Below are 19,324 nucleotides of genomic sequence, written 5' to 3'. Positions count from 1 at the left end.
AGGGAGCTCGCCGTCCGGGCGGCGCGCAGGTGATCTGGGACGATGGTGGGCGTGAGTGACACCCCTCCCCCCATCGACGTGCTGCGGCAGCGTGCTGAGCTGCTGTGGAACGCGCTCCCGCCCGAGATCATCGAGCTGGCCGAGTCGTTCTCGGCCGCCGGGCACGAGATCGCGCTCGTCGGCGGCCCCGTGCGCGACGCGTTCCTGGGCCGTTCGAGCTCCGACCTCGACTTCGCGACCTCGGCCAAGCCGGACGAGACGGAGCGCCTGCTGCGGCAGTGGACGCGCTCCACCTGGGACATGGGCCGCGAGTTCGGGACCATCGGCGGGCGTCGGGGAGACCTGGTCGTCGAGATCACGACGTATCGCGCGGACGAGTACGACGGCGTGACCCGCAAGCCGGTGGTCGCGTTCGGCACCTCGCTCGACGGCGACCTCGCGCGGCGCGACTTCACCATCAACGCCATGGCGGTGCGACTGCCGGCGCGCGAGTTCGTCGACCTGCACGGCGGCCTCGCGGACCTCGCGGGCGGGCTGCTGCGCACCCCCGTCGAGCCCGAGGTGTCCTTCGGCGACGACCCGCTGCGGATGATGCGCGCGGCGCGGTTCGCCTCGCAGCTGGGCTTCGAGATCGAGCCGGCGACGTTCTCCGCGATGTCCCGGCTCGCCGACCGCATCACGATCGTGTCCGCCGAACGGGTTCGCGACGAGCTGTGCAAGCTCATGCTCGGGTCGTCGCCCCGCGTGGGCCTCGGCGCGCTGGTCGACTCCGGCATCGCCGCGCACGTGCTGCCCGAGCTGCCCGCGCTCAAGCTCGAGGTCGACGAGCACCACCACCACAAGGACGTCTACGAGCACACCCTGACCGTGGTGGAGCAGGCGATCGACCTCGAGACCGCGCCGGACGGCGCCGTGCCCGGCCCGGACCTCGTGCTGCGGCTCGCCGCGCTGCTCCACGACATCGGCAAGCCGCCCACCAAGCGCCACGAGCCGGGCGGGGGCGTCTCCTTCCATCACCACGAGGTGGTGGGGGCGAAGATGACGCGGCGCCGCATGAAGGAGCTGCGGTTCGACAAGGACACCATCGCCGCGGTCACGCACCTGGTCGAGCTGCACCTCCGCTTCCACGGCTACGTGGACGCGCGGTGGTCGGACTCCGCCGTGCGCCGCTACGTCACCGACGCGGGCGACCAGCTCGAGCGGCTCCACCGGCTCACCCGCGCGGACGTCACGACCCGCAACCGCCGCCGCGCCGACCGCCTGTCCTTCGCGTACGACGACCTCGAGCAGCGCATCGCCGAGCTGCGCGAGAAGGAGGAGATCGACGCGATCCGTCCCGACCTCGACGGCAACGAGATCATGCAGATCCTTGGGATCGGCCCCGGGCGCGAGGTCGGCATGGCGTACAAGCACATGCTCGAGCTGCGCATGGAGCACGGTCCACTGTCTCCCGAGCGCGCGCGCGAGGAGCTCGTCGCGTGGTGGGAGGGCCAAGGCGCGTAGCGTGAGCCCGTGCTCACCATCGTCGCCATCCCGGTCGTCGCCGGCATCATCGCGGCCGTGCTCGCCTGCGCCGTCGCCTTGCTGTGGGCCTTGGCGGGAGCTGCCATGCCCTCGCGGCGACACGGTGTGATCCGCGCCTACCCCGTGCTGCCCGTGACCTGGGTGGCGGCGAGCGCCGGCGCGCTCGCCGCCGGCGCCCTGATGCTCGTGGGCGTCGCGCTCACCGTGGAGGCGCTCGATGCGCCCGGTGGCGCCGAGAGCGCGCGGCTGTGGGGCGCGGTCGCGATCACGGTGGCCGGCCTCGCGGGGATCGCCTTTGCGGTCCTCCTCATCGTCAAGGCACACCGGATCATGCGGGGCGCCGCGAGCGGATCGCTCGTGGGACTCGCCGCCGTGCCCGGCGGCCTGGTGCTGCTCGCGGCCGTCCTGGCCGCGCTGCGCGGCGAGTGGGGGTTCGCCGCACTGACCGCCGTGGTCGGGCTCGGGTCGCTCGCCAACGCCGCCCTCGCCGGCCCCACGGGACGGGCGCGCGACGCCGCGCGCGCATCGGCGCCCGTGACCGCCGTGGACGGCAACCCGTCGCGCGGTTCGCGTCCCCAGGGGCTCGTCGAGGACTGATCTGCCCGACCAGGCCGCACGTATAGGCGCGGCGAGCCGCGCACCCTTCCTACCGAGAGGAGGGAGACGCGGGCGCCGGGGACGGCACGCGAGGGGCACGGGAGAACACCGCGGCCACCAGCAGGTACACGACGACGAGCGAGGCCATGAGCGGACGCGAGTAGCCGTCGTCGGGCAGCAGCAGCCCGCCGATCACGGCGCTCGAGATGAACGCCACGTTGTACGCCATGTCGTAGAGCGTGAATGCCCGGCCCCGCACGTGGTCCTCCGTGTCGCGCTGCACGATGGTGTCGACGGCGATCTTGCCGCCCTGCACGGCGAACGACACCACGACGGCGGCGCCGAGGAGCGCCCAGGGCTCGGCGGAGATCGCGAGCAGCGCCTGGCCTGCCGCGCCGACGCACAGGCACAGCACGATCCACGAGTGGCGGGAGAACCGCTCCTTGAACACCGGCGTCAGGACGGCCGCGAGGCCGAAGCCCACGGCGGCGAAGCCCACCACGATCGTGAACCGACCCAGGGCCTCCTCGGGCTTGTCCGGGTCGCCGAGCACCTCGCGCGAGATGAGGATGGAAGCGACGAACATAATCCCGTAGAGCAGCCGCTGCGCCGCCATGACGCCGAGCGCCTGGAACGGCGTGACTCGCGCGTGGAGGTAGCGCACCGCGACGGCGAGCTCGGTGCCCAGCTCGCGCACCTGCGCGACGAGCCGCAGCCGCTTGAGCGGGTTCTCCGGGCCGAGCGTGCGACGGCCGATGAGCACGGTCGCCCACGAGGACAGGCCGAAGGCGAGGCCCGAGCAGCCGAGCGCGGCGCTGGCGAGGCCTGCGTCGGAGGCGTCCGGCGCCAGGAACGTGACGACGCCGCCGATCGCGCCGCCGATCGCCGCCGCGACCGTGCCGAGCGTCGGCAGGATCGCGTTCGCGGTGAGCAAGTCCTCGGGAGCCACCACGCGCGGCAGGCCGGCCGTCATCGCGGCCAGCAGGAAGCGGTTGACCGACAGCGTCAGCAGCGCGGTGACGTACAGGGTCCACAGGGGCGCGCCGAGCGCGAGCAGGGCGAGGATCCCGCCCACGAGCACGAGCCGCACGAGGTTGCCGACGAGCAGGATGCGCTGGCGCTGCCAGCGGTCGATGAGCGGCCCGACGAACGGCCCGACGATCGTGAACGGGGCGAGCAGCACCGCGAAGCCGGCCGCGATCGCCTCCGGCGTGGTCGCCGTCGTCGGGTCGAAGAAGAACGCCGCGGCGATGCCGACCTGGAACATGCCGTCGCCGCCCTGCGACAGCAGCCGCACGTACGCCAGGTGTCGGAAGCCCTTCGCGTGCCACAGGTGGCGCAGGTCGGACGCGAAGGACATGGCGACAGCCTAGGGGTGGGGCGGGAGGGCCGATGCGGTGGTTGGCGTCCGCGAGCAGGCTCGCGCCGGATAGGGTGTCCGCAGGGAAGGGAGCAGGCATGACAGTCGGATGGTTCTTCAAGGGGATCGGGCAGTACGCGGACTTCCACCAGCGAGCGCGCCGGCGCGAGTACTGGTGGTTCATCATCACGGGCTACCTCGTGGTCTTCGCGCTGCTCGCGTTCACCGCGGTCACCCTCGGCGACGCCTACGAGGGCTGGACCTTCGATCCGGCGGACGTGCGACTGTCGGGCTGGATCATGATCGGCCTGACGTCGGCGGTGTCGCTGTTCCTGCTGATCCCCACGTGGGCCGTGACGGTGCGTCGCCTGCACGACCAGGACAAGTCGGCCTGGTGGCTACTGTTCCTGTTCTTCCTGCCGATCGTGATCTTCATCCTGTCGTTCTTCGACGGCACGGTGGGTCCCAACCGCTACGGGCCCGACCCCAAGGAGCTCGAGCGCGGACCGGAGGCCTGACATGAGCTTCGGCGCGGCGACCAAGTCCTGCTTCAGCAAGTACGCGGAGTTCTCGGGACGCGCGCGGCGCTCGGAGTTCTGGTGGTGGTACCTCTTCACCGCGCTCGTGTCGCTGCCCGTCGCGATCCTCTTCTACGTCCTGGTGTTCGCCGCCTTCGTGCCGGTCGCCGAGCAGGTCAACCCCGACGGCTCGGTCCCGTCGGACGCGGTGGGCGACATCAGCTGGGGCCTCATCATCCTGGGCGGCGTGCTGATGTTCGTCGTGTGGCTCGCCCTCGCGATCCCGACGTACGCCGTGTGGGCCCGTCGACTGCACGACATGGGCCAGACCGGCCACTGGCTGTGGCTCAACCTCGCGAGTCTCGGCATCGTGCCGCTGATCATGGCGTTCCTCGACTCGGAGCGCGGCGCCAACCGGTGGGGCGAGGACCCGAAGGCGCACGAGCGCCCGCAGGCTCCCGCGTACGGCGCACCGGGGTATGGCGCTTCCGGCTACGCGCAGCCCGGCGCGATCGCTCCCGGCTACGGCGCGCAACCCGCGCAGCCCACGAACCCGGCCCAGCCCGCGCCCCCGGCCGCACCGTCCTACCCTGCGCCTTCCTACCCTGCGCCCGGCGGCCACCCCGGCTACCAAGCGCCGGTCGCGCCGCCTGCCGATGGCTCGGCACCCGCGAGCTCCGACGACGTGTGGGCGACCCCCGGACAGCGCGAGGACCAGCCTCGACGCGACGACCCGCCCGCGCAGTAGACCCGCCCGCACAGGAGGCGCGCTCCCGCTCGACCCCTTCCCGGGACCTCGCCCACGGCTCTAGCCTGAGCGCATGATCGACTGGGACACGCTGCTCGCCTTCGCCGCGCTGTCGTTCGTCGTCATCGCCATCCCGGGACCGAGCGTCCTGTTCATCGTCGGCCGCGCCCTCCAGCACGGCCGCCGCGAGGCGCTCCTCAGCGTCGTCGGCAACGCCGGAGGCTTCGTGGTCTTCGCGGTGCTCGTCGCGGTGGGGGTCGGGGCGATCATCGCGGCCTCGGCCGTCGCGTTCACCGTCCTCAAGATGGCGGGCGGGCTGTACCTGATCTACCTGGGAGTCCAGGCGGTGCGGCACCGCCGTGAGGGACTCGACGTGCTTGCGGCCGATGCGCTCGCGGCTCCCGCGGTCTCGTCACGTCGCGTGCTGGCCGAGTCGTTCGTGGTCGGCGTGACGAACCCCAAGACGCTGGTCTTCGTGGCCGCCGTGCTGCCGCAGTTCGTGGAGCCCGCGGCGGGGCCGGCATGGGCGCAGATCCTCTTGCTCGGACTGGTGTTCACCGTCATCGCGATCGTGTGCGACGGCACCTACGCACTCGCGGCCTCGGGCGCGCGCCGGTGGTTCGCGCGTTCCCCGCGCCGCATCGCGTCGGTGCGCGCTGCCGGCGGCGCGATGATGGCCGCGCTCGGCGTCGCGCTCATCGCGAGCCGGCGCGTCGCCTGACGGCGGTGCACCGCCCGCAGCGCCGATGCGCGGGCTAGCGTGGTGACGACGACGCGCCCACGCGTCGCATCAGGGAGGATGCCGTGGAAGGCTTTCGGATCGGTCTCAGCAAGTACGCGCAGTTCTCGGGTCGCTCGCGCCGGCGCGAGTTCTGGGGCTTTCACATCACGCTGTACCTCATCGGCCTCGGCCTGGTGCTCCTGTGGGCGGCCGCCGCGGGCCTGAACGCCCAGGACGAGGGCTCGGGGTCGTGGCTCGCGATCATCGCCACGGTGCTGAGCATCGTGCTGGGCCTCGCGTTCATCATTCCGACGCTCGCGGTGAACTGGCGTCGCTACCAGGACATCAACGCCCACGGCGGCTTCTCGCTGCTGGGCCTCGTGATCCCGCTCATCACCTTCGTCGTCGGCTTCATCCCCGGTACCCAGGGCGCGAACCAGTTCGGTCCCGACCCCAAGCCCTGACTCTCAGGTGCTGACTCCCAGGTTCTGAGCGCACCGGCGCATTCCCAGTCTCGCTCGGCGCGAACGAGGATGCGCGCGGCGCCGCGGCCCGGCATGGTGGAGGGATGACGACACCACAGCGCATCGCCATCGTGGGCGGCCACGGCAAGGTCGCCCTTCAGCTCATCCCCATCCTCGTGGGCCGCGGCAAGCAGGTGGTCCCGCTCGCGCGCGGCCAGCAGCAGCTGCTGGACCTCGCCGCGATGGGCGCGGACCCCAAGGGGCTCGACATCGAGTCCGCGTCCGAGGCGGACTTCGCCGCGGTGCTCGACGGCTGCGACGCCGTCGTGTTCACGGCCGGCGGCGGCCCCGACGGCAACATCGACCGCAAGCGCACCGTCGACCTCGAGGGCTCGCTCAAGTCGATCGCCGGAGCCAAGGCCGCCGGGATCGAGCGGTTCGTGCAGGTCAGCGCCATCGGTGTCGACCAGCGCCTGCCCGACGACGTCGAGCCGGTGTGGAAGGCCTACGTCGAGGCCAAGCGCGACGCCGACGCGGCGCTGCGCGACTCGGGTCTCGCGTGGACGATCATCCGCCCGGGCGGCCTGACGGACGAGCCCGCCGCCGGCAAGGTGCGCGTCGCTCCCGAGGTCGACCGCGGCCAGATCTCGCGCGCCGACGTCGCGCACGTCATCGCCGACGTCCTCGACCGGCCCGCCACCGCGGGCCACCAGTGGGAGCTCGTCGGCGGCGACACCCCGATCCCCGCGGCCCTGGACGCGGCTGCCAGCTGACGCGAGCGGGAGGGCCGAGCGAGCGCATCGGCCGTCCGTCCGCCTCCCCCTCCGCCCGACGAGAGTGGGCCCACGTGTGTCGTGGCGTGGCCGCGACGATGAAAGTGGGCCCACTTTCGTATCTCCGCGGGGAGAGACAGCGAAGGGCCGGGTCGTCCCCCCAGCGGACGACCCGGCCCTTCGCGTGCAGCGGCGCGATGGCGCCTGCTGGTTCCCTAGCGCTCGACCTCGCCGGCGATGAACGCCTCGAGCTGAGCGCGGCCCTTGGTGTCCTCCATCTGGACGGGCGGCGACTTCATGAAGTACGTCGAGGCCGACAGGATGGGGCCGCCGACGCCGCGGTCCTTGGCGATCTTCGCCGCGCGGATCGCGTCGATGATGATGCCCGCCGAGTTGGGCGAGTCCCACACCTCGAGCTTGTACTCGAGGTTGAGAGGGACCTCGCCGAACGCGCGACCCTCGAGGCGCACGTACGCCCACTTGCGGTCGTCGAGCCAGGCGACGTAGTCCGACGGGCCGATGTGCACGTCGCGCGAGTCCTTGAGGCCGGCGAGCGGGCCCTCGAGGTTCGAGGTCACGGCCTGGGTCTTCGAGATCTTCTTGGACTCGAGGCGGTCGCGCTCGAGCATGTTCTTGAAGTCCATGTTGCCGCCGACGTTGAGCTGGTAGGTGCGGTCGAGCACCACGCCGCGGTCCTCGAACAGCTTCGCCATCACGCGGTGCGTGATGGTCGCGCCCACCTGCGACTTGATGTCGTCGCCGACGATCGGGATGCCCGCGTCCTCGAACTTCTTGGCCCAGACGGGGTCCGAGGCGATGAAGACGGGGAGGGCGTTGACGAAGGCCACGCCGGCGTCGATCGCGCACTGGGCGTAGAACTTCGCGGCCTCCTCGGAGCCCACGGGGAGGTAGCAGACGAGGACGTCAGCCTCGGTGTCCTTGAGCACCTGGACGATGTCGACGGGCGACTCGTCCGACTCGACGATGGTCTGGCGGTAGTACTTGCCGAGGCCGTCGAGGGTGTGGCCGCGCTGGACCTGCACGTCGGTCTTGGGGACGTCGCAGATCTTGATGGTGTTGTTCTCGGAGCACTCGGTCGCCTCGACCAGCTCCTTGCCCACCTTGAGGGAGTCCACGTCGAAGGCGGCCACGAACTCGATGTCCGAGATGTGGTACTCGCCGAACTGGACGTGCATGAGGCCCGGCACGGACTCGTCAGCCGCGCGGTCCTTGTAGAACTCCACGCCCTGGATGAGCGACGTGGCGCAGTTGCCGACGCCGACGATGGCGACGCGAAGTGCAGCCATGATTTCTCCTTAGTTGTTGCCCGCGGACGCGGTGCTGGGGTTGTCTCCGCGGGTCGCGGATCGTTCGTTCTCGATGAGCTTGTCGAGCCACTCGACCTCGCGCTCGACGCGCTCGAGTCCGTGGCGGTGCAGCTCGGTGGTGTAGGCGTCGTGACGCTCGCGGACGCGCGCCAGGCCCTCGTTGACCTCCTCGAGGCGCTCCGAGAGGCGCGAGCGGCGGCCCTCGAGGATGCGCAGGCGGGTCGCCGAATCGGTCTTGGTGAACAGCGAGAAGCGCACGTCGAAGGTGTCGTCGTCCCACGCCGAGGCGCCCGAGTTGGCGAGCTCCTCCGCGAGGCGGCGCTCGCCGTCCTCGGTGAGACCGTAGGCGATGCGCGAGCGCTTCGAGCCGGAGACGCGGCCCGCGTCGGACTCGTCGGCGGCGATGAGGCCGGCGCCCACCATGCGCTTGAGGCAGGGGTAGAGCGAGCCGTAGCTGAGCGCGCGGAACGGGCCGAGCTCCGTGCCCAGGCGCTTGCGGATCTGGTAGCCGTGCAGCGGCTGCTCCGCGAGCATGCCGAGGATCGCCAGCGACAGGACGTCGGTCTTGGCCACGGGCGCTCCTCTCGTCTCCTGGGTGATCAGCGCAGTCCGCAACAGTAGCAGAGCGTTGTATCGCCACGATACATCGCACGCGGCATCCCCGCAGTCCCGCCGACAGTGCGAACCAGAAAGGCGCACGACACGCCGGTGCCAGCCCGCGCATCGGCCCTCCGTCGGGGTGTCGCGGGCAGAGGTGGTTCGTACTGTCAGGGGAGACGTCGCCGATGCCGGGTGGCGGGCCGGGCGCGCGCCGTACCGCTCACCACACGGCTGGGACGCGCGTGACTGTTGTGCGTGGTGGGACGGCACACCTGTCGCAGGATCCTCACCCGTCACCGCTGTGTGTTGAGCGGTACGGCCTCCCGGCGGGCAGCGAGGCGCGCCGCAACCGCCCGGCCCGCTGACAGTGCGAACCAGAAGGGTGGACGACACGCCGGTGCCAGGCCGCGCATCGGCGCTCCGGCGGGGTGTCGCGGGCAGAATTGGTTCGTACTGTCAGGGGAGACGTCGCCGGCGGAGGGGACAAAACCCCTGCCTCGCGCGTTAGGTCGTACAGCCAGGCTCGGGCGCGCGTCACTCGCGACCGCCCGACGCCCCGGGCGGGATGCCCCCGTCCGCGTCCCAGACTTCTAGGGTGAGAGAACTGTGAGCGATTCCCGAACGACCCCGCAGCGTCGGAGCACGCGCGCCCCGGCAGGCAAGAGTCCTGCCCGCCCCACGACCGGCGTGCAGCGCACCAACGGCAAGCCGGCCAACGGCATCCCGCCGTGGAGCGCCACCGGCGCGGCGCCCAAGAAGGCCAGCGCCGCGAAGCAGCCTGCCAAGGGTGGCAACGGCGGCGGCAACGGCGGCAACGGCGGCGGCAAGAAGAGCAAGCGCGACGACTGGCCCGCCTGGCGCCGGTGGCTGTGGCGCATCGGGATCTGGGCGCTCATCGCCCTGCTCGCGGTGTCGCTGATCGGCATCATCGGCCTGGTCATCCGCTACATGCAGCTCGAGATCCCCGAGCCCGACGACTTCGCCCAGGCGCAGTCCTCGATCTTCTACTACGCGGACGGCGAGACAGAGCTGGGCCGCCTGGGCGTCGCCGACCGCGAGGTCGTGGCGTACGAGGACCTGCCCGAGCACGTCGGCAACGCGATCGTCGCTGCCGAGGACCGCAGCTTCTGGACCAACCCGGGCATCAACATCCCCGGCATGGTGAAGGCGCTGTGGGACACCGTGGTGCTCGGCAACACCCGCGGCGGATCCTCCATCACCCAGCAGTACGTCGAGCGCTACTACGTGGGCGAGACCACCACCTCCATCACCGGCAAGATCGACGAGACCCTCATGGCGCTCAAGATCGACCAGGAGCAGCCCAAGGAGGAGGTGCTCGAGAACTACATGAACACCATCTACTTCGGGCGCGGCGCCTACGGCATCCAGGCCGCGGCGGAGCAGTACTACGGCAAGGACGCGGCCGACCTCACCGTCTCCGAGTCCGCGATGATCGCCGGGCTCATCCCGGCGCCGAGCGCGTGGGACCCGCGCATCGACCACGACAAGGCGGTCGAGCGCTGGAACTACGTGCTCGACGGCATGGTCGACGGCGGCTTCCTGTCCGCCGAGGAGCGCGCCACCATCACCGAGTTCCCCGAGCCCATCGAGTACCAGAACGAGGATGTCTACGCGGGCACCGAGGGCTACCTCCTGCGCGAGGCGCTGCTCGAGGTCTCGGAGCAGACGGGGGTGTCCCAGGAGGAGATCGAGTCGCTGGGCTACCGCATCACGACCACGATCATCCCCGCGCACCAGGATGCCGCCGAGGCCGCCGTCGCGGAGATGCCGGACGACCACGCGGACAACCTGCGCGTCGCCGCGGTGACGGTCGACTCGGCCACGGGCGCGATCACGTCGATGTACGGCGGCGAGGACTACCTCGAGATCCAGCGCAACGCCGTCACCCAGGACGTCGCGCAGGCCGGCTCGACCTTCAAGCCGTTCGCGCTCATCGCGGGCCTCGAGCGCGGCATCGGCCTGGGGTCGGAGTACCTGGCGAACAACAACATGGAGTTCCCCGGCTTCGACCGCCCGGTGCGCAACTTCGGCGGCGTCTCGTACGGCGTCATCGACCTCGTGAAGGCGACCCAGAGCTCGGTCAACACCGCGTACGTGGGCCTCAACGAGGACGTCACGCCCGAGGCGACCATGGAGACCGCGATCACGGCCGGCCTGCCCGAGGACACCCTGGGCCTCGACGCCAACCCGTCGAACGTGCTCGGCTCGGCCTCGCCCCACGCGATCGACATGGCCTCCGCGTACGCGACGCTGTCCGCCGGCGGCATCAGCACCGACCCGTACATGGTGCAGACGGTGTCGGACTCGTCCGGAGAGGTCGTCTTCGAGCACGAGGACACCGCCGAGCGGGTCTTCGCCGAGGACGTCATGGCGGACACCACCTACGCGATGCAGCAGGTCGTCAAGTTCGGCTCCGGCTCGTACGCCGGCGACAACATCGACCGCCCGCTCGCGGGCAAGACCGGAACGTCCAACGAGAACCGCTCCGCGTGGTTCGTGGGCTTCTCGCCGCAGATCGTCGGCGCGGTGTCGCTGTACCAGGTGGGCGAGGACGGATCCGCCGAGCAGATCACGCCGTTCGGCGGCTTCGACCAGATCACGGGGTCGACCATCCCGACCCGCGTCTGGACGTGGATGATGGCTCCGATCCTCGAGGGCTACGAGGTGGTGGACTTCCCGCCGCGCGCGAACGTCGGCACGGCGAGCACCATCGAGCCCTCGGAGGACCCGAGCCCGACGCCGTCGCCCACGCCCGAGGAGACCACCACGGAGCCCGAGCCGGAGCCGACCGAGACCACGCCCCCGCCGGAGCCGAGCCCCGAGCCGTCCACCACGACGCCGGAGCCGCCGGTGACGACGCCCACCCCGGCGCCGACCGTCACCGTGACGGTGCCGTAGGTCGGGTCGACCTGGGCTGTCCGACCTCCGCGTCCCTCGACAGTTTCGAACATCTCGCTCGCGACACGCCGCGCTCGCGCCCTGGAGAGGGCCGATGCGCGGGGTGTCGTCCGCGCGCATGTTCGGGAGTGTCGGGACAGGCGACGGGACAGGCGACGCGTCAGGGTGGCGGGCGCCACGGACGTCGCCGCCGGCACCCCGGGCGTTCGCAGCGCCGATGCGCGCGCTTGGTTCGCCCGTCCACTCGGCACCGAGGGTGACGTGGCGTGCGGGGCGGCGCCGGCCTAGCGGCGCAGCGCGCGCTTGAGCCGCAGGGCGAGCACCAGCATCCGGTACCGCAGCGCCTTGACCGGCACGTCCCACGCGCCGTCGATCTCCACGTCGTCCCCGAACTGGTGCTTGAACTCGCCCACGCCGGCGAGCTGCGGGGCGCGGTCCGAGCCGACGCCCATGAGGTCGTACCGGGTGACGCCCTCGGCCTTGAGCGTCGTGAAGATGTGCCACTTGAGCAGGATCGCCGCGTTGGTGTCGCGCGCCTCGCGGTTGCCGCCGGCGTAGAAGTCGACGCCGCCGCCATCGTGCACCAGCGCGATGACCCACGACACGGCGCGGCCCGGCTTCAGGTCGCCCTCCGGTCCGGTGTCGTGGCGGCGCGCGACGAACACGCGGGCGTGCTCCCCGAGCGAGTCGATCATCGTCGTGTAGACGTCCATGGGGAAGATGCCGAACCCGTCGCGCTCGGCGGTCTCGCGGTAGATCTCGTAGAGCTCCGCGAACTCCTCGTGCGACATGCCCGACTCGTCGGTCACCGTCATGTCCTCGTCCTTGAGGACCTTGCGCGTCTTGTACCGCCCGCGCTTGGTGAACGACGCGAGGATGTCGTCCTCGGAGCGGGTGAGGTCGATGACCACCGTCGTGTCGTAGGTGACGGTCTGCAGCAGCTCGTGCAGGTCCGACGCCCGGTGCCAGGCGTGCATGCGCACGAACGCGGCCGACGGTGCCTCGCGGCGCACGTAGTCGACCACCGCGGAACGCACCGCCGCCTCCGCATCGGCGCTCGGGCGGGAGGGCCACATCGGCCCGTGCTTGGCCCACAGGTAGGTGAAGCCACGCCCCTCGAACTCGGACAGGGAGATGAGGGCGACGACCGCATCGGCGCTGTTCAGGACGGCGAGGCGGCGCCACGGCGAGCGCCCCTCGACGGCCCGGTCGAAGGCGTCCCAGGCGGGCGCCTGCTCGATCGGGACGGGGTGGCCCCAGCCGCGTGCGGCGTCCATGAAGCGGGCGTCGTCCCAGTGCTCGATGCGGAGGTCTGTCACGCGTACGAGGCTACCTGTGGACAGAGATGACGGGGTGAGGCCCCGCAAGGTATCCTTGTCGATGGCCTGCCGCCCCCATGGCGTGCGGGCCAGCATCAACCCTCCTGCCACGGAACGTCCGTGGCCGCATGAGTCCAGAGGAGGTGGGTATTCGATGCGTCAGTACGAAATGATGGTCATCCTCGACCCTGAGGTGGACGAGCGCACGGTTCAGCCGTCGCTCGACAAGTACCTGAACGTGGTCACGACCGACAAGGGCACTGTCGACAAGGTCGACATCTGGGGCCGCCGTCGGTTGGCCTACCCGATCAAGAAGAAGAGCGACGGCATCTACGCGGTGATCAACTTCACCTCGGAGTCCGCCACCGCCAAGGAGCTCGAGCGCCAGCTGGGCCTCAACGAGTCCATTCTTCGCACCAAGCTGCTGCGTCCCGACGCCAAGTAGCCGATCACTCCCGACTGCAACCCACACACGACACGAAACCAAGGGGAACACACATGGCAGGCGAGACTCCCATCACGATCGTCGGCAATCTGACCGGCGACCCGGAGCTGCGATTCATCCAGTCCGGAGCGGCCGTCGTCAACTTCACCGTTGCCTCGACGCCGCGCACGTTCGATCGTCAGACGAACGAGTTCAAGGATGGCGAGACCCTCTTCCTGCGGTGCTCCCTGTGGCGTGAGGCCGCGGAGAACGTGGCCGAGTCGCTCACGAAGGGCATGCGAGTCATCGTGACCGGCCGCCTCGTGTCGCGCTCGTGGGAGGCGAACGGAGAGAAGCGCTCCGTCAACGAGATCCAGGTCGACGAGGTCGGCCCTTCGCTGCGCTACGCCACCGCCAAGGTGAACCGTACGCAGCGTCAGGGCGGTTCCGGCGGCGGCCAGGGCGGTTTCGGTGGCGGCGGTTCCTCCGCGCCTGCAGGCGGCTCCTCGAACGACCCGTGGGCCTCGGCCCCCGCGTCGGACGAGCCCCCGTTCTAAACACTTTCCACTCAGGAGCTCATTCACATGGCTAAGCACGACATCCGCAAGCCGCGGAAGAAGGTGAACCCGCTCAAGGCGGCCAAGGTCGACAAGGTCGACTACAAGGACACCGCTCTTCTGCGCAAGTTCATCTCGGACCGCGGAAAGATCCGCTCGCGTCGCGTCACCGGCGTCTCGGTCCAGGAGCAGCGCGAGATCGCGCGCGCGATCAAGGTCGCCCGCGAGATGGCCCTTCTCCCCTACGCCGGCTCCGGCCGCTGATCGGGGGTTAGACGATGGCCAAGCTCATCCTGACCCACGAGGTCTCCGGCCTCGGCGTCGCCGGCGACGTGGTCGACGTCAAGGACGGCTACGCGCGCAACTACCTGGTTCCCCGCAAGCTCGCCACCCCGTGGTCGGCCGGCGCGGAGAAGCAGATCGAGGCGATGCGCAAGTCGCGCCGCGAGAAGGAGATCGCCAGCGTCGAGGAGGCCCAGGCGGCCCGCGACTCGCTGCAGGCGAACCCCGTCAAGGTCTCGGCGAAGGCGGGCGACTCCGGTCGCCTCTTCGGCGCCATCACCCCGGCGGACATCGCCGAGGCGATCGGCGACCGCGCCAAGGTCGACAAGCGCCGCATCCACATCGCTCAGCCCATCAAGGCGCTGGGCAGCTACGACGTGAAGGTCTCCCTCCACGACGACGTGACCGCGACGGTCGCCGTGCAGGTCGTCGCCGCGAAGTAGCGCTCACGCACTGGCCCCGGCCGGTGGCTCCCCCGGAGAGCCGCTGGCTGGGGCCTTTGCCGTTCCCGGGTGCGGGTGCTCGATTCGCCCGTGGCGCCCGACACTTCCGAACATCTCGCTCGCGACACGCCGCGCTCCGCGCTCGAAGCGGGCGCGCCACCGGGGTGTCGGACGCTCGGATGTTCGAGAGTGTCGCGGCGGGTCGCCGTGCGGCGACGTTCGCAAGTTCGAGAGCGTCGTGCCTGGTGGGCGCTCGGTGGGGTCTGAGGAGGGCCGATGCGCTCGCTGGCTGGGGATGGCCGACACGCCGGGGTGCGACACGCCGAGGAGTTCTTCCCGAGCTTCCTCCACAGGCTTGGTTTCCGCGAAAGGGCTGGTAAGAGCACTGCACGAGACAATCTGGATGCTTCATCCACACTTCTGTCCACATGGTGCCCCTGGGGTTGTTCACAGGTCGTCCACGCCGGGTCGCATGGTTCTCCACCGGTTGTCCACGGATGCGCTCGGGGCCGACTTGTGCGGACGCGCCCGGGGCCCTACGTTGGCGTGTCAGTCCCCGGAGAGACACTGACGTCAGCCGGGGTTCACCGGCGTGGAAGGGAGAGGGAGCGCGCATGTCAGTCGAGGAGCTCGAAGCCTCATACGGCCCAGACTCGTACGGTCCCGAGTCGAGCACCTACGATCGCCTCCCCCCGCAGAACCTCGAGGCCGAGCAGTCCGTGCTCGGATCGATGCTCCTGAGCAAGGACGCGATGGCCGACGTCATCGAGTCCGTCCGCGCCGACGACTTCTACAAGCCCGCGCACGAGACCATCTTCGACATCGCCGTCAAGCTCTACAACGCGGGCGACCCGGTGGACGCGCTGACGGTGAGCGCGGAGCTGCAGCGCACCAACCAGCTGGGCAAGATCGGCGGCGCCGAGTACCTGCACACGCTCATCGCGATCGTGCCGTCGGCGGCGTCGGCCGGCTACTACGCACGGCTCGTGCGCGAGCAGTCCATCCTCCGCCGGCTCGTCGAGGCCGGCACCCGCATCGCCGGCATGGGCTACGACTCCGACGGGCGTGAGGTCGACATGGTCGTCGACGGCGCCCAGGCGGAGATCTTCGCGGTCACCGAGCGCCGCAACTCCGCCGACTACCTGTCCATCGGCGACGTCATGGAGAGGACGCTCGAGCAGGTGGAGGCCTCGTCGAGCCGCGACGGCCAGATGCTCGGCATCCCCACCGGGTTCCGCGAGCTGGACGACCTCACGGGCGGCCTGCAGGGCGGCCAGATGATCGTCATCGCCGCACGACCCGCGATCGGCAAGTCGACGCTGGGCCTCGACATCGCGCGGGCCGCCTCCATCAAGCACGGCAAGGCCTCCGTCATCTTCTCGCTCGAGATGAGCCGCGAGGAGATCACCAAGCGCATGCTGGCGGCCGAGGCGAACGTCAAGCTGTCGCGCCTCACCAAGGGCCCCATGGGACCTAACGACTGGGAGCGCCTCGCGCAGACCGCGGCGAGCGTGTCCGCGGCGCCGCTGTTCATCGACGACTCCCCCAACATGTCGCTCATGGAGATCCGTGCGAAGTGCCGCCGCCTCAAGCAGCAGCATGACCTGCAGCTCGTGGTCGTCGACTACCTCCAGCTCATGAGCTCCGGTCGCAAGGTCGAGTCGCGCCAGCAGGAGGTCTCCGAGTTCTCCCGCGCGCTCAAGCTTCTGGCCAAGGAGATCGAGGTCCCGGTCATCGCGATCTCGCAGCTGAACCGTGGCCCCGAGCAGCGCACCGAGAAGAAGCCGATGCTGTCGGACATGCGCGAGTCGGGCGCCATCGAGCAGGATGCGGACATCGTCATCCTGCTCCACCGCGACGACGCGTACGACCGCGACAACCGCCCCGGCGAGGCGGACTTCATCGTCGCCAAGCACCGCGCGGGCCCCACGGACACCATCGCAGTGGCGTTCAAGAAGGACTACGCGCACTTCGCCGACATGGCGCCCGACCTGTAGCAGGCGGTTCTCAGCCGCGCGGTGGCAGCGCAGCTCAGTCGCGCGTCGGACGACGGCGCGGCGGCTCAGTCGTTCAGCGGCGCGGTGGCGCCGAGGAGTCGCGCACCACGAGCTCGAGCGGCACGATCGAGTCTGGCACCGAGTGCGGGTGCGTCTGGCCGATCTGTCGCAGCACCATGCGCACGAGCTCGCGGCCGATCTGCGGGAAGTCCTGACGGATGGTGGTGAGCGGCGGCACGCTGTACCGGCCGAGCGAGATGCCGTCGAAGCCCACCACGGAGATGTCCCCGGGGATGTCCTTGCCGGCCGCGTGCAGGGCGAGCATCAGGCCGAAGGCCATCTCGTCGTTGGCGCAGAAGATCGCGGTGACCGTCGGGTCCGCCGCGAAGGCGGAGCCCGCCGCATAGCCCGACTGGGGCGTCCAGTCGCCCCAGATCGGCTCGGGCGTGGCGCGACCGCGATCGGTCAGCGCGGCGCGCCAGCCGATGGTGCGCAGTCGCGCCGGCTCCGAGTCCTCGGGCCCGGCGAGGTAGTGGACAGTCTCGTGGCCCAGGTCGAGCAGGTGCTCGACGGCGCGACGCGCTCCGAGCATCTCATCGGTCGTGACGCGGGGGTAGCGTCCGTGGGCGCGCGAGTCCGACACGACCACAGGCATGGTCGCCGGCAGCGCGAGAGGGTCTCCCGCGCCGCCCTCGGCGCGCATGATGATGATGCCGTCGACGGTCTGGTTCTGCAGGCGGCGGGCCGCCGGCTCCCACTCGGCCGACGTGGTGTCATGGGCGCTCAGCAGGGTGACGGAGTAGTCCTCGGCCTCGCAGGCGCGCAGCACCGCGTCCATGGTGAGCGCCTCGCCGGTGCGGTCGAACCTGCGGGCCAGGAAGCCGATCGAGCCGTACCGGCCGTCGCGCAGGGCGCGGGCAGCCCGGTTGGGCGAGTAGCCGAGCTGCTCCATCGCGAGCAGGACCTTGGCGCGGGTCTCGGGCTTGACGGCCTCGGCGCCGGTCGACACCCGCGACACGGTCTGGGCCGAGACGCCCGCGAGGCGCGCGACATCGGCGATCGAGGGTCCCCTCTTGCGTCCGCCGCGTGCGCCTGTGCTCGCCATGCCTGGATTGTAGGGGCACTGTCGCGGATTGTCGCCGTGTTGACGTTGCCATGGCCGTCTACGAGCGGCGGAATGGTCACTTTTCCGTTACGGGATCGTGACACAAGGGGCACTTCCGCGCTCCAGACGCGGTTGCTATGTTTACCTTAACAACCCCAAGGGGAGTGCCGGACGACACAGTGGTCGCCGCGTGACCGTCAGTGCCGACGGCTCTCATCCACGGGGAAGTTCGACCCGGTGAGCGTTCGACGTGGTGCGCTCGAGGCCCGGGCCATACCCGATCAGAAGGGTGGTCACCGATGACCAAGTTCCGTACCGGAATGACGATGGCGGCAGCAGCGACCCTCGCCATCACACTGTCCGCATGCTCGAGCTCCGACGGCGGCGACAGCGCCGACCCGTCGGGTGACACCGGCGGCGGCGAGGGTGGCAACACCCTCACCGTGTGGGCGTGGGACCCCGCGTTCAACATCTACGCGATGGAGGAGGCCGAGAAGGTCTACCAGCAGGAGCACCCGGACTTCACGCTGGACATCCAGGAGGTGACGTGGGAGGACCTGCAGCCTCGCCTGACGACCCTCGCGCAGTCCCAGGAGTTCGGCGAGCTGCCCGACATCTTCCTCATGCAGAACAACGCGTTCCAGAAGAACGCGATCAACTACCCCGACCTCTTCACCGACATCACCGACCTCGGCATCGGCCTCGAGGAGTTCCCCGAGGGCGTGGTCGCCTATTCGACGGTCGACGGCGCGAACTACGGCGTGCCGTTCGACTCGGGCACGGCCATCAACGCGCTGCGCACGGACATCATCGGCGAGGCCGGCTACACGGTGGACGACTTCACCGACGTCACGTGGAGCGAGTTCATCGCGATGGGCGAGGAGGTCCTCGCGGCGACCGGCACCCCGATGCTCTCGGGCATCGCGGGCGAGCCCGACACCATCCTCATGATGCTGCAGTCGGCGGGCCAGAGCATGTTCGACGCCGAGGGCAACCCCACCATCACGGACAACGCGGCGCTCGACGCGTCGATCGAGGTCTACAACGAGATGGTCGACAAGGGCATCTACCTCGAGGTCAACTCGTGGGACGAGTACATCGGCACCATCGTCAACGGCGGCGTCGCGGGCACCATCAACGGCGTGTGGATCTCCGGATCAATCCAGACGGCCGAGGACCAGGCCGGCAACTGGGCGGTCACCAACCTCCCCGCCATCGAGGCCGTCGACGGCGCGACCCACTTCTCCGCCAACGGCGGCTCGTCGTGGGCGATCAGCTCCAACGCTGACGTGGAGCTCGCCGCGGACTTCCTCGCGACGACCTTCGCCGGCTCGACGGAGTTCTACGACACGATCCTGCCGAGCGCCGGCGCGGTCGCGAACTGGATCCCCGCGGGTGACTCCGACGTCTACAACCAGCCGGTCGACTTCTTCGGCGGCCAGCCCATCTACGCCGACGTGATCTCGTTCGGCGCAGGCGTGCCGGCGAACAACACCGGCGCGTACTACTACGAGGCTCGTGACGCCGTGGGCGTCGCGATCACGCAGATCAAGGGCGGGACCGACCCGGCCGCCGCGCTCGACGAGGCTCAGGCCACCGTCGAGTTCGCGATGAGCTAGGTCCATCTCGAGCAGGGAGGGGGCCG

Annotated in this window: 19 protein-coding genes; 14 read left to right on the top strand and 5 right to left on the bottom strand. The window is 70.2% G+C overall.

Annotated features, from left to right (window positions below; translation table 11 throughout):
- Window positions 1-42: 42 nt before the first annotated feature.
- Window positions 43-1,503, top strand: a complete 1,461-nt coding sequence (locus B7K25_RS11735) for a CCA tRNA nucleotidyltransferase (protein ID WP_084106258.1) — start codon at window positions 43-45, stop codon at window positions 1,501-1,503.
- A gap of 9 nt (window positions 1,504-1,512) precedes the next feature.
- Window positions 1,513-2,121 carry a hypothetical protein gene (locus tag B7K25_RS11730; RefSeq protein WP_084106257.1) on the top strand — a complete coding sequence of 203 codons (609 nt, stop codon included), beginning with the start codon at window positions 1,513-1,515 and terminating at the stop codon, window positions 2,119-2,121.
- Between the two features lie 49 nt (window positions 2,122-2,170).
- Here the strand turns inward: B7K25_RS11730 and B7K25_RS11725 are convergent, their stop codons facing one another.
- Window positions 2,171-3,481, bottom strand: a complete 1,311-nt coding sequence (locus B7K25_RS11725; protein ID WP_084106256.1) for an MFS transporter — start codon at window positions 3,479-3,481, stop codon at window positions 2,171-2,173.
- Window positions 3,482-3,579: 98 nt separating this feature from the next.
- Between B7K25_RS11725 and B7K25_RS11720 the strand changes: the two genes are divergently transcribed.
- From B7K25_RS11720 to B7K25_RS11700, 5 genes are all read left to right on the top strand, one after another.
- Window positions 3,580-3,999 (top strand): DUF805 domain-containing protein, encoded by a 420-nt coding sequence (locus tag B7K25_RS11720; protein ID WP_084106255.1) that lies wholly within the window; start codon window positions 3,580-3,582, stop codon window positions 3,997-3,999.
- Window position 4,000: 1 nt separating this feature from the next.
- Window positions 4,001-4,747 (top strand): DUF805 domain-containing protein, encoded by a 747-nt coding sequence (locus B7K25_RS14000; protein WP_084106254.1) that lies wholly within the window; start codon window positions 4,001-4,003, stop codon window positions 4,745-4,747.
- A gap of 73 nt (window positions 4,748-4,820) precedes the next feature.
- Window positions 4,821-5,468 (top strand): LysE family translocator, encoded by a 648-nt coding sequence (locus B7K25_RS11710; protein WP_084106253.1) that lies wholly within the window; start codon window positions 4,821-4,823, stop codon window positions 5,466-5,468.
- 83 nt (window positions 5,469-5,551) lie between these two features.
- A complete protein-coding gene (locus B7K25_RS11705) occupies window positions 5,552-5,932 on the top strand; it encodes a DUF805 domain-containing protein (protein ID WP_159450199.1) in 381 nt (126 codons plus the stop codon).
- A gap of 104 nt (window positions 5,933-6,036) precedes the next feature.
- Window positions 6,037-6,705 carry an SDR family oxidoreductase gene (locus B7K25_RS11700; protein WP_084106251.1) on the top strand — a complete coding sequence of 223 codons (669 nt, stop codon included), beginning with the start codon at window positions 6,037-6,039 and terminating at the stop codon, window positions 6,703-6,705.
- A 215-nt stretch (window positions 6,706-6,920) separates the two neighbouring features.
- On the opposite strand, the gene B7K25_RS11695 is transcribed toward B7K25_RS11700, so the two are convergent.
- Entirely contained in the window at window positions 6,921-8,012 is a 1,092-nt protein-coding gene (locus tag B7K25_RS11695; RefSeq protein ID WP_084106250.1) for an inositol-3-phosphate synthase, read from the bottom strand.
- A gap of 9 nt (window positions 8,013-8,021) precedes the next feature.
- Window positions 8,022-8,606, bottom strand: a complete 585-nt coding sequence (locus tag B7K25_RS11690) for a PadR family transcriptional regulator (RefSeq protein WP_234988232.1) — start codon at window positions 8,604-8,606, stop codon at window positions 8,022-8,024.
- Window positions 8,607-9,239: 633 nt separating this feature from the next.
- Here B7K25_RS11690 and B7K25_RS11685 point away from each other — a divergent pair.
- Window positions 9,240-11,552 carry a transglycosylase domain-containing protein gene (locus tag B7K25_RS11685; RefSeq protein ID WP_144018996.1) on the top strand — a complete coding sequence of 771 codons (2,313 nt, stop codon included), beginning with the start codon at window positions 9,240-9,242 and terminating at the stop codon, window positions 11,550-11,552.
- A gap of 284 nt (window positions 11,553-11,836) precedes the next feature.
- Here B7K25_RS11685 and B7K25_RS11680 read toward each other — a convergent pair whose 3' ends face one another.
- Window positions 11,837-12,871: a peptidoglycan bridge formation glycyltransferase FemA/FemB family protein gene (locus B7K25_RS11680; RefSeq protein ID WP_159450198.1), complete on the bottom strand. Its 1,035-nt coding sequence runs from the start codon at window positions 12,869-12,871 to the stop codon at window positions 11,837-11,839.
- A gap of 154 nt (window positions 12,872-13,025) precedes the next feature.
- Here B7K25_RS11680 and rpsF point away from each other — a divergent pair, with 154 nt between their 5' ends.
- From rpsF to dnaB, 5 genes are all read left to right on the top strand, one after another.
- A complete protein-coding gene (gene rpsF, locus B7K25_RS11675; RefSeq protein ID WP_084106247.1) occupies window positions 13,026-13,316 on the top strand; it encodes a 30S ribosomal protein S6 in 291 nt (96 codons plus the stop codon).
- A gap of 53 nt (window positions 13,317-13,369) precedes the next feature.
- Entirely contained in the window at window positions 13,370-13,852 is a 483-nt protein-coding gene (locus tag B7K25_RS11670) for a single-stranded DNA-binding protein (RefSeq protein WP_084106246.1), read from the top strand.
- A gap of 27 nt (window positions 13,853-13,879) precedes the next feature.
- Window positions 13,880-14,116 carry a 30S ribosomal protein S18 gene (gene rpsR, locus B7K25_RS11665; RefSeq protein ID WP_084106245.1) on the top strand — a complete coding sequence of 79 codons (237 nt, stop codon included), beginning with the start codon at window positions 13,880-13,882 and terminating at the stop codon, window positions 14,114-14,116.
- A gap of 14 nt (window positions 14,117-14,130) precedes the next feature.
- Complete coding sequence (gene rplI / locus B7K25_RS11660) at window positions 14,131-14,577, top strand: 50S ribosomal protein L9 (RefSeq protein WP_084106244.1); 447 nt, start codon at window positions 14,131-14,133, stop codon at window positions 14,575-14,577.
- 614 nt (window positions 14,578-15,191) lie between these two features.
- On the top strand, window positions 15,192-16,574 hold the full coding sequence (dnaB, locus tag B7K25_RS11655) for a replicative DNA helicase (RefSeq protein WP_084106243.1): 1,383 nt from the start codon (window positions 15,192-15,194) through the stop codon (window positions 16,572-16,574).
- Window positions 16,575-16,647: 73 nt separating this feature from the next.
- Here the strand turns inward: dnaB and B7K25_RS11650 are convergent, their stop codons facing one another.
- Complete coding sequence (locus tag B7K25_RS11650) at window positions 16,648-17,679, bottom strand: LacI family DNA-binding transcriptional regulator (protein WP_084106242.1); 1,032 nt, start codon at window positions 17,677-17,679, stop codon at window positions 16,648-16,650.
- Window positions 17,680-17,978: 299 nt separating this feature from the next.
- Here B7K25_RS11650 and B7K25_RS11645 point away from each other — a divergent pair, with 299 nt between their 5' ends.
- Window positions 17,979-19,298 carry an ABC transporter substrate-binding protein gene (locus B7K25_RS11645; protein ID WP_084106241.1) on the top strand — a complete coding sequence of 440 codons (1,320 nt, stop codon included), beginning with the start codon at window positions 17,979-17,981 and terminating at the stop codon, window positions 19,296-19,298.
- Window positions 19,299-19,324 lie beyond the last annotated feature (26 nt).

It is taken from the genome of Demequina sp. NBRC 110056 (assembly GCF_002090155.1).
GTDB lineage: Bacteria > Actinomycetota > Actinomycetes > Actinomycetales > Demequinaceae > Demequina.
The sequence above is the reverse complement of the archived record's forward strand: the minus strand, read 5'-3'. Positions and strand labels throughout refer to the sequence as shown.